We start from the raw sequence: 6895 nt of genomic DNA, 5'->3' as shown, positions 1-6895 counted from the left end.
AACCACCGGCCTGTCCGGAACCAGGGGCTCGTGGGACGACACGGGGAGGTCGCGATGACTGTGCCGGCTCCCGTCCGGCCGCGCCCGGCGCCTCCGGCCCCGTACCGGTGGCCCGTCCGGCCGGCCAGCTCCGCCGTACGGTCCGCGTCGCGGTCCGTCGCCCGGCTCGCACGCCGCGTCGCCGGAGGCGTCCCCGATTGGGGCCTCGCCGGGGCCGCGGGCGCGCTGTGCCTGGTCGGAGTCGTGCTGGTGTGGGCGTCGACCGGCCCGAGGCTGGCGGCGGAGGGTGAGGACCCGCGGACCTACCTGCGGCGGCAGCTCCTGAACGTGGCGGTGGGAGCCGTCGTGATGGTCGCGTTCGCGCTGGCCGACCACGGAGCGCTGCGTGCCTGGACCCCGCCGTTGTACGCGCTCGGCTGCCTGGGCCTGCTGGCCGTGCTCACCCCGCTCGGCCGCACCGTCAACGGGGCGCAGTCGTGGCTCGGCGCCGGAGCCCTCCAGGTGCAGCCGTCTGAGCTGGTCAAACCGGCGCTCGTGCTGATCCTCGCCATGCTGCTGGGGGAGCAGCCCGACGGGGAGCACCGGCCGCGCGGCCCGCAGGTGCTGCTCGCGCTCGCCGTGGCCGCCGTGCCGCTGGGGCTGGTCATGCTCCAGCCCGACCTCGGCACGTTCACGATCATCGCGGCGATCACGTTCGGCATGCTCGTCGCGGCGGGGGTGCGCTGGCGGTGGATCGGGCTGCTCGCGTCCGCCGGGGCGGCCGCCGCGGTGCTCGCGTGGGTCCTCGGGCTGCTGCGGCCACACCAGGTGCAGCGGCTGCTCACCTTCGCCGACCCGCTCGCCGACCCGCAGGGCGCGGGCTACAACGCCGCCCAGGCGCTGATCACGGTCGGCTCCGGCGGGCTGTCCGGCCGGGGACTGCTGCGGGGAGACCAGACCGGCGGCGGCTTCGTGCCGGAGCAGCACACCGACTTCGTCTTCACCGTGGCGGGGGAGGAACTCGGGTTCGCCGGTTCCATGCTCGTGCTCCTGCTGCTGTGGGCCGTTCTCGCGCGCGGGCTGCGCGTCGCGGCGCGGGCCGCCTCGCCGTACGGCACCCTCGCGGCGGCCGGAATCGTGTGCTGGTTCGGCGTCCAGACGTTCGTGAACGTCGGCATGGTCGTCGGCCTGCTCCCGATCGTCGGGGTCCCGCTGCCCTTCGTGTCGTACGGCGGGTCGTCCATCGTGGCCTGCCTCGCGGCGGTCGGCGTCCTCATGTCCGTCCGCGGGCAGGACGTGCGGCGCCTGTGACACGCCGGCCGTGCTCGTGCGGCCGGATGGGATCATCGCCTGGCGGTCGCCCGCCGAGGCCGGCCTCGTGGAGCTGGAAGGCGCGCTGCGTACGGTCCTCGGGTGAGCGGTTAGGGTGCGGACTCGGGAGATCGAGCGGGGAGGTGCGGATGCGGCCGTCGGGACCGGAATGGGCCGAGACGCGGCGACGCCTGAACGGGCGCAGGCACGAGCTGGCCGCGGCGGCGGATCGGCTCTATCCCGGACTCGCGAGGGCCGGATCGACCCGCCTGCTCACCCGGGACGGCTGGACTGCGACCCCATGGACCCTGGCCACGCCGCTCGACCTGCGTGAGGTGCGGCTCGTCTGGGTGGAGGACGCGCCCGCCCCCGCTGTCACGGGCCGGGAGCCGGAGGCGGCGGCCCTGCTGCCGGAGGGCGCCGGCGCCTACCCGGACGCGCTGGGGGCTCTCGCCCGCCCCCGGCTCTTCGAGGACCGCACCTGCTACCGGCTGCTGGAGGTCGCCTGGCCGGAGCTGACGTTCACCCGCGCGCGCTACTTCGACGGCGTCAGCGTGGGAGAGGCGGCCGCCCACGAGCTGGCCGCGCATGAGCCCGTCGCGTGCGAACTCGCCGGGCAGGAGTTCGCCGGGCATGGGGACGGGCGGCCGCTGCCGTTCCGCGCGCTCGTGGGCGACCCCACCGATTTGCGCCGCCGGCCCGTGCTCTGCGCGATCTCGACGCTGACGCTGCGCCACGACCGCCGTACGGGGGAGACGTCGTTCGTCCTGCACTGGCGCGACCCGGCCCGGGTGGCGCACGGCGGCGGGCTCTTCCAGGTCATGCCGGTCGGGGTGTTCCAGCCCGCGCACGAGTCGGCGGGCGCGGAGAAGGCCGACCTCGACCTGTGGAAGTGCGTGGTCCGCGAGTACGCCGAGGAGTTCCTCGGACGGGGAGAGGAGTACGGCGACGGCTTCGACTACGAGGGCTGGCCGCTCTACCGGCTGCTGACGGACGCCCGCGAGGACGGGCGGGTGCGCTCCCTCGTGCTGGGCGTGGGAGTCGACCCGCTGACCTTCGCGACCGACTTCCTCACGGTGACCGTGCTGGAGGCGGAGACGTTCGACGCCGTCTTCGGCGAGGTCGCCGCCGCCAACAGCGAGGGCCAGGTCGTGGGCCGCGTCCCGTTCGACGCGGAGACCGTGCGGCGGTACGTCCGCGACGAGCCGATGCAGGCGGCGGGCGCGGCCGTGCTGGACCTGGCCTGGCGGCACCGCGAGGCTCTGCTGTAGTCACACGGACGCCGTCCCCGCCGGCCTGATCGGCCGGCGGGGACGGCGTGTCGTGAGAGGCTCAGCTCGCGGGGGTGAGCGCGCCGGCGCCGCCCACGATCGGCAGCGTCACCGTGCTCTTCGTCGTGTCGAGGTGCAGCCGCGCGCCGGGGGCGGGCCTGACGGTGTACTCGTAGTCGCTCGACAGCAGCACGACCCCGATCCGGTGCCCCGCGGGGAAGACGTAGTCGTGCGGCTGCAGGTCGAAGTCGAGGCGGTAGGGCGTGCCCGGCTTGACCGGCTCGGTCCGTGAGGCCGACGTGCGGTTCTGCGGGTCGATCCAGCCCCGGGTGATGATCTTGGCCTTGCCGTTCTGGTCGTAGTCGACGAGCAGCGCCGTGACGTTCGCGGCCGGCTGGTCGAAGGACATCCGCAGCGACACCCGCGGGGTGCCGCTGAGCCTGGCGGCCGCGGTCAGCGTCTCCGACTTGTACGCCAGACGGTTGGGCGAGGTGGCGGCGTCGGCGAGGGTCTGCGCGCGCTTGGTGGCGTCGTCCACGATCGTCTCGGTCACCGGCTTGCCGGTCCGGGTCCTGTCGGAGGTGAGGACGCCGGCCGCGCCGCCGGCGCCGGGAGCGAGGTTGAGCTCGGTGTCCGCGGCGGCCGGGTCGGGCCACTCGGGGTACTGCACCAGGGTCCGGTCCTCGCGCTGCACCAGGGCGCGGGGGTCGTTCTCCACGCCGTTCTGGTAATCCCACAGATAGCGGGTGAACCAGCGGTTGAGCACGTCGACGCTGGGGGAGCCGCCGTGCCCGCCCTGGTGCAGGTAGATCTTGTGCGGCACCCCGCGCTCCTTGAGCGCCTCGTACCACTGGGCGGCGTGCTTGGTCTTGACGTTCCAGTCGTTGAGGCCGTGCGCGACCAGCACGGCGGCGTGGACCTTGCCGACGTCGTTCATGTAGTTGCGCTCGTCCCAGAAGGCGTTGTAGTCGCCGGTGACGCGGTCCTGCGCCTTCGCGAGCTCCTCGATGACGCTGCGGCAGACCTGCTTGTCCGCGCGCGTGTAGACGTACTCCGCGAGCACGTCGGTGTCCTCGCCCTGGTAGCCGCCGGGGGCCACGACGGCGCCGTTCGCCCGGTAGTAGTCGTACCAGCTGGAGATCGCCGAGATCGGCACGATGGCCTCCAGCCCCTCGACGCCGGTGCTCGCGACCGCGTTGGGCAGGGTCCCGTTGTACGAGGTGCCGATCATGCCGACCTTGCCGGTCGTCCACGTCGCCGTGACCTCCCGCCCGGAGGCGTCGTACGCCTTGGCGCGGCCGTTCAGCCAGTCGACGACGGACCGGGCGCCGATGGTCTCGTTGCGTCCGCCGGTGGTCGGGCAGCCGTCGGACTTGCCGCTGCCCAGCGACTCGGCGTGGACCACCGCGAAACCGCGAGGCAGCCAGTTGGACTCGTGGCTGGTGCTGATGACCGGCTGCGGGCCGGTCGCCGCGAGGGACGCGTCCGCGCCGCCGGTCCCGGCGTCGTCGGCGGTCGCGCGGCCAGGCGCTCGTCGGCCGCCGGGTCGAGCACCTTGCCGCCGCGGTTCAGCCAGCCCTTGCCCGGCCGGAGCGCCTCGTGGAGCTCGTGGTCGACGTCGTGGTTGGTGATGGGGTTGCCGCCGGCGTAGTAGGGGCTGACCTCGTACACGACGGGCGACTTCAGGCCGGCCGTCTCGGTCTCCCTGAGCCGGGTGACCTCGGCGTGCACCCGGTCGCCCCGTCCGTCGCCGTCGCTGTCGACCGGGGTCTCGACCCACACCTCCTCGCGGATCCAGTCGTTCCGGTTGGTCGAGAACACCGGCTGGGCCATGCCGTTCTGGAACACCGGTCCGACGGGGACGGCGGCGCCCGCGGTGGCCGGGTTCACGGCGAGCCCCGTGACGGTCGTGGCGACGGCGAGGCCCAGCGCCGCCGCGCCCCGGCGTGCGGCTGCCGTACGGCGTGACGCGGCTGGAGGGAGGGGACCAGGCGTCACCCGGCGCGATGAGGACATCGGCAAACCTTCCAAGAACGATCGGGGGGATTCGGGCCGGGGGATTCGGCCCGTAGAGGGCGATGCTAGGGACGCAAGTGTGGAATGTCTTCGGACGACCGTTCTGTCTTGATCACGACTGTTTTCGACAGATGTCGAAATCCGGCCTCGGCCCGGAAGGGCGTCAGAAGCCGTAGCGGCTCTTCAGGTGCCGCCAGACGTCGCGCAGCATCCACGCGTCGAACTCGGTGATCGACGTGGCCGAGCCCGCCTTCATGAGGAAGCAGCACTGCCCGGACGGAGTCCAGTCGTAGAAGTCGTTCAGGCCGAAACCGTGCCCGATCTCGTGCAGGAGGATGTGGATGTCGTCGCTGCCGAGGTTGTCCACCAGATACTCGCTGCCGACGCGCTGTCCCCAGGCGCCTCCCATGCCGCCGGTCATGCCCTCGGTGAGCCACAGCGACATGTCGTAGTGATGGGAGGCGCCGCCCGGGCAGTCGGAGTAGGCGCCCGACTGGTCGAACAGGCGTCCGCACGGCTCGGCGCACTGCGGCGCGTTCTCGCTCAGGTCGCCGACGTACACGTCCACCGAGTCGTCGCTCCACTGCAGCAGGGCGCGGTCGCGCACGGCCCAGCCGACCACCTTCACCGGCACGTCCGCGTACGGCCAGCCGTTGTGGCCCGCCATGACGTCCGTCCACTTCTTGAACGACCTGGCCAGCGCGGCCTGGATCCTGTCGCGCAGCTCTGCCGAGACCGGGGCGCCGGAGTCCCACCGGACGCAGTAGTTGACGCTGCCGCCGTTGGCCATGATCTGGTCCCAGGCGTAGTTGCGGTAGCCGTACGGGTCGGTGGACGTGGACTCGGCGTGCCGCCAGACCTCGTCGAGCGGCGCGACCAGGTCGGCCGGCGGGCTCCAGCCGCTCTGCCGGCCGGCGGCGTCGGCGAGCGCCCTGATCTCCAGCAGCCCGACCGACGCCTCACCACTGCGCAGGACGACGCGCAGCCGGGTGGTGGTCACAGCGGGGAACGTGACGGTGTTGTAGGTGTCGATCGCGGTGGGGTAGGAGGCCGGGATGTCCACGTACGCGCCGCCGTCCCAGCTCTGGAGCTTCCACGAGGCCGGCAGCCGGACGCCGCCTCCGTCGTCGAAGAAGTAGACCTGCACCGAGGAGATCGTCTGGGCGGTCGGCCAGGTCAGCAGGGCCCACTGCTCGCCGGCCTCGGGCCAGGTGCCCCAGCGGCGGTTCCGCCTGTCGTCGGAGCGAGCCGGGCCGATGCCGTCGTTGACGGCGGCCACGCTCTCCCAGGGCGAGGTGTAGGAGGCGGAGGCGGTGGCCGACGGGGCCACGTTCGCGACGGCGGCGTCGGCACGCGCGGACACCGGCAGGAGGAAGCCTGCGACCAGCGCGAGAACGGCGAACAATCGCCTCATGCCTGTCTCCTTCGCGGCACGTGCTCACGGGGCCGCTGTCGGGGGTGCTGTGGAGCGGAAGTGCTCCGAGTTTTTTCCGCCACAAATGGGGTGTCAAGCCCCCAATTAGGACGGTGGGGCGGGCGGGATCGCCGGAGGCGGCAGATCGGCCGTGGCTCTGGGGCGACCCGGTTGATTTCGGAATAAGGCGCTGATTTTAGGATGACCTGGTCGTTTGAGGGTGACGAGGTGGTTTACGGGATGACAGCGCGTGGATGACAGGGTGGCTGGGGACGACCAGGTGGTTCCGGACGAGGCCGAAATCCGGACCGAGCCGGTGGTTCGCGATGTGACGGCGCCGAAGGACGACGTGGCACGGCCGAGCCCCGCGAAGCGGCGGCGGGGCCGCGTCCGGTCCGCCGCATGGACGCGCCGCCTGGCGGCCGCCGCCCTGGTGCTGGCGGCGCTCAACCTCCGGCCCGTGGTCACCAGCCTCGGGCCCGTGCTCGAAGAGGCCCGCGCCGCCCTCGGGATGAGCGCCACCGTCGCCGGCCTGCTCACGTCCGTGCCGGCGGTGTGCTTCGCGCTGGTCGCTCGGTCGCACCCCGCCTGGCCCGCCGTCACGGACCGGACGGCGTCGTCCTCGCCGGGATGGCGGCGGTCGCGCTCGGGCTCGCCCTGCGTCCGTTCGTCGGCAGCACTCCGGTGTTCCTCGCGCTGAGCGGCCTCGCACTGGCCGGGATCGCGGTCGCCAACGTGCTGCTGCCGGTCGTGGTCAAGCAACGCTTCCCGGACAGGGTCGGCACGATGACCGGCCTGTACTCCATGGCACTCAATCTCGGCGCCTCGGCCGCCGCCGCCGTCACGGTCCCGCTCGCCGGCGCGTTCGGCGGCGACTGGCGTGCCGGCCTCGGCGCCTGGGCCG

The 6895-nt window shown here is 72.9% G+C and carries 5 protein-coding genes and 1 pseudogene; 4 read left to right on the top strand and 2 right to left on the bottom strand.

All coding sequences use genetic code 11. From position 1 onward, the window contains the following. The 3 genes from rodA to B1L11_RS43600 form a co-directional block, all read left to right on the top strand. Nucleotides 1-1290, top strand: a 1290-nt coding sequence (rodA, locus tag B1L11_RS43605; RefSeq protein ID WP_306291788.1) for a rod shape-determining protein RodA, incomplete at its 5' end; no start/stop codon positions are given. A 10-nt stretch (nucleotides 1291-1300) separates the two neighbouring features. Then, entirely contained in the window at nucleotides 1301-1396 is a 96-nt protein-coding gene (locus B1L11_RS55655) for a hypothetical protein (protein WP_372974784.1), read from the top strand. Between the two features lie 43 nt (nucleotides 1397-1439). Next, nucleotides 1440-2561 (top strand): hypothetical protein, encoded by a 1122-nt coding sequence (locus tag B1L11_RS43600; protein WP_079321006.1) that lies wholly within the window; start codon nucleotides 1440-1442, stop codon nucleotides 2559-2561. A gap of 61 nt (nucleotides 2562-2622) precedes the next feature. On the opposite strand, the gene B1L11_RS43595 is transcribed toward B1L11_RS43600, so the two are convergent. Both B1L11_RS43595 and B1L11_RS47700 read right to left on the bottom strand, forming a co-directional pair. Continuing rightward, complete coding sequence (locus B1L11_RS43595) at nucleotides 2623-4341, bottom strand: Xaa-Pro dipeptidyl-peptidase (RefSeq protein ID WP_179155596.1); 1719 nt, start codon at nucleotides 4339-4341, stop codon at nucleotides 2623-2625. A 399-nt stretch (nucleotides 4342-4740) separates the two neighbouring features. After that, nucleotides 4741-5991 carry a hypothetical protein gene (locus B1L11_RS47700; RefSeq protein WP_179155595.1) on the bottom strand — a complete coding sequence of 417 codons (1251 nt, stop codon included), beginning with the start codon at nucleotides 5989-5991 and terminating at the stop codon, nucleotides 4741-4743. 630 nt (nucleotides 5992-6621) lie between these two features. Between B1L11_RS47700 and B1L11_RS49300 the strand changes: the two are divergent. Further along, nucleotides 6622-6895, top strand: a pseudogene (locus tag B1L11_RS49300) (MFS transporter); the annotation flags it as partial.

It is taken from the genome of Microbispora sp. GKU 823 (genome assembly GCF_002027145.1).
Taxonomy (GTDB): domain Bacteria; phylum Actinomycetota; class Actinomycetes; order Streptosporangiales; family Streptosporangiaceae; genus Microbispora; species Microbispora siamensis.
Note: the sequence above shows the minus strand (reverse complement) of the source record. Positions and strands in the feature narration are given on the sequence as shown.

Coding starts and splice junctions, on each gene's coding strand:
- B1L11_RS43600 (WP_079321006.1), top strand. CDS start 1,440: ATGCGGCCGTCGGGACCGGAATGGGCCGAGACGCGGCGACGCCTGAAC.
- B1L11_RS47700 (WP_179155595.1), bottom strand. CDS start 5,991: ATGAGGCGATTGTTCGCCGTTCTCGCGCTGGTCGCAGGCTTCCTCCTG.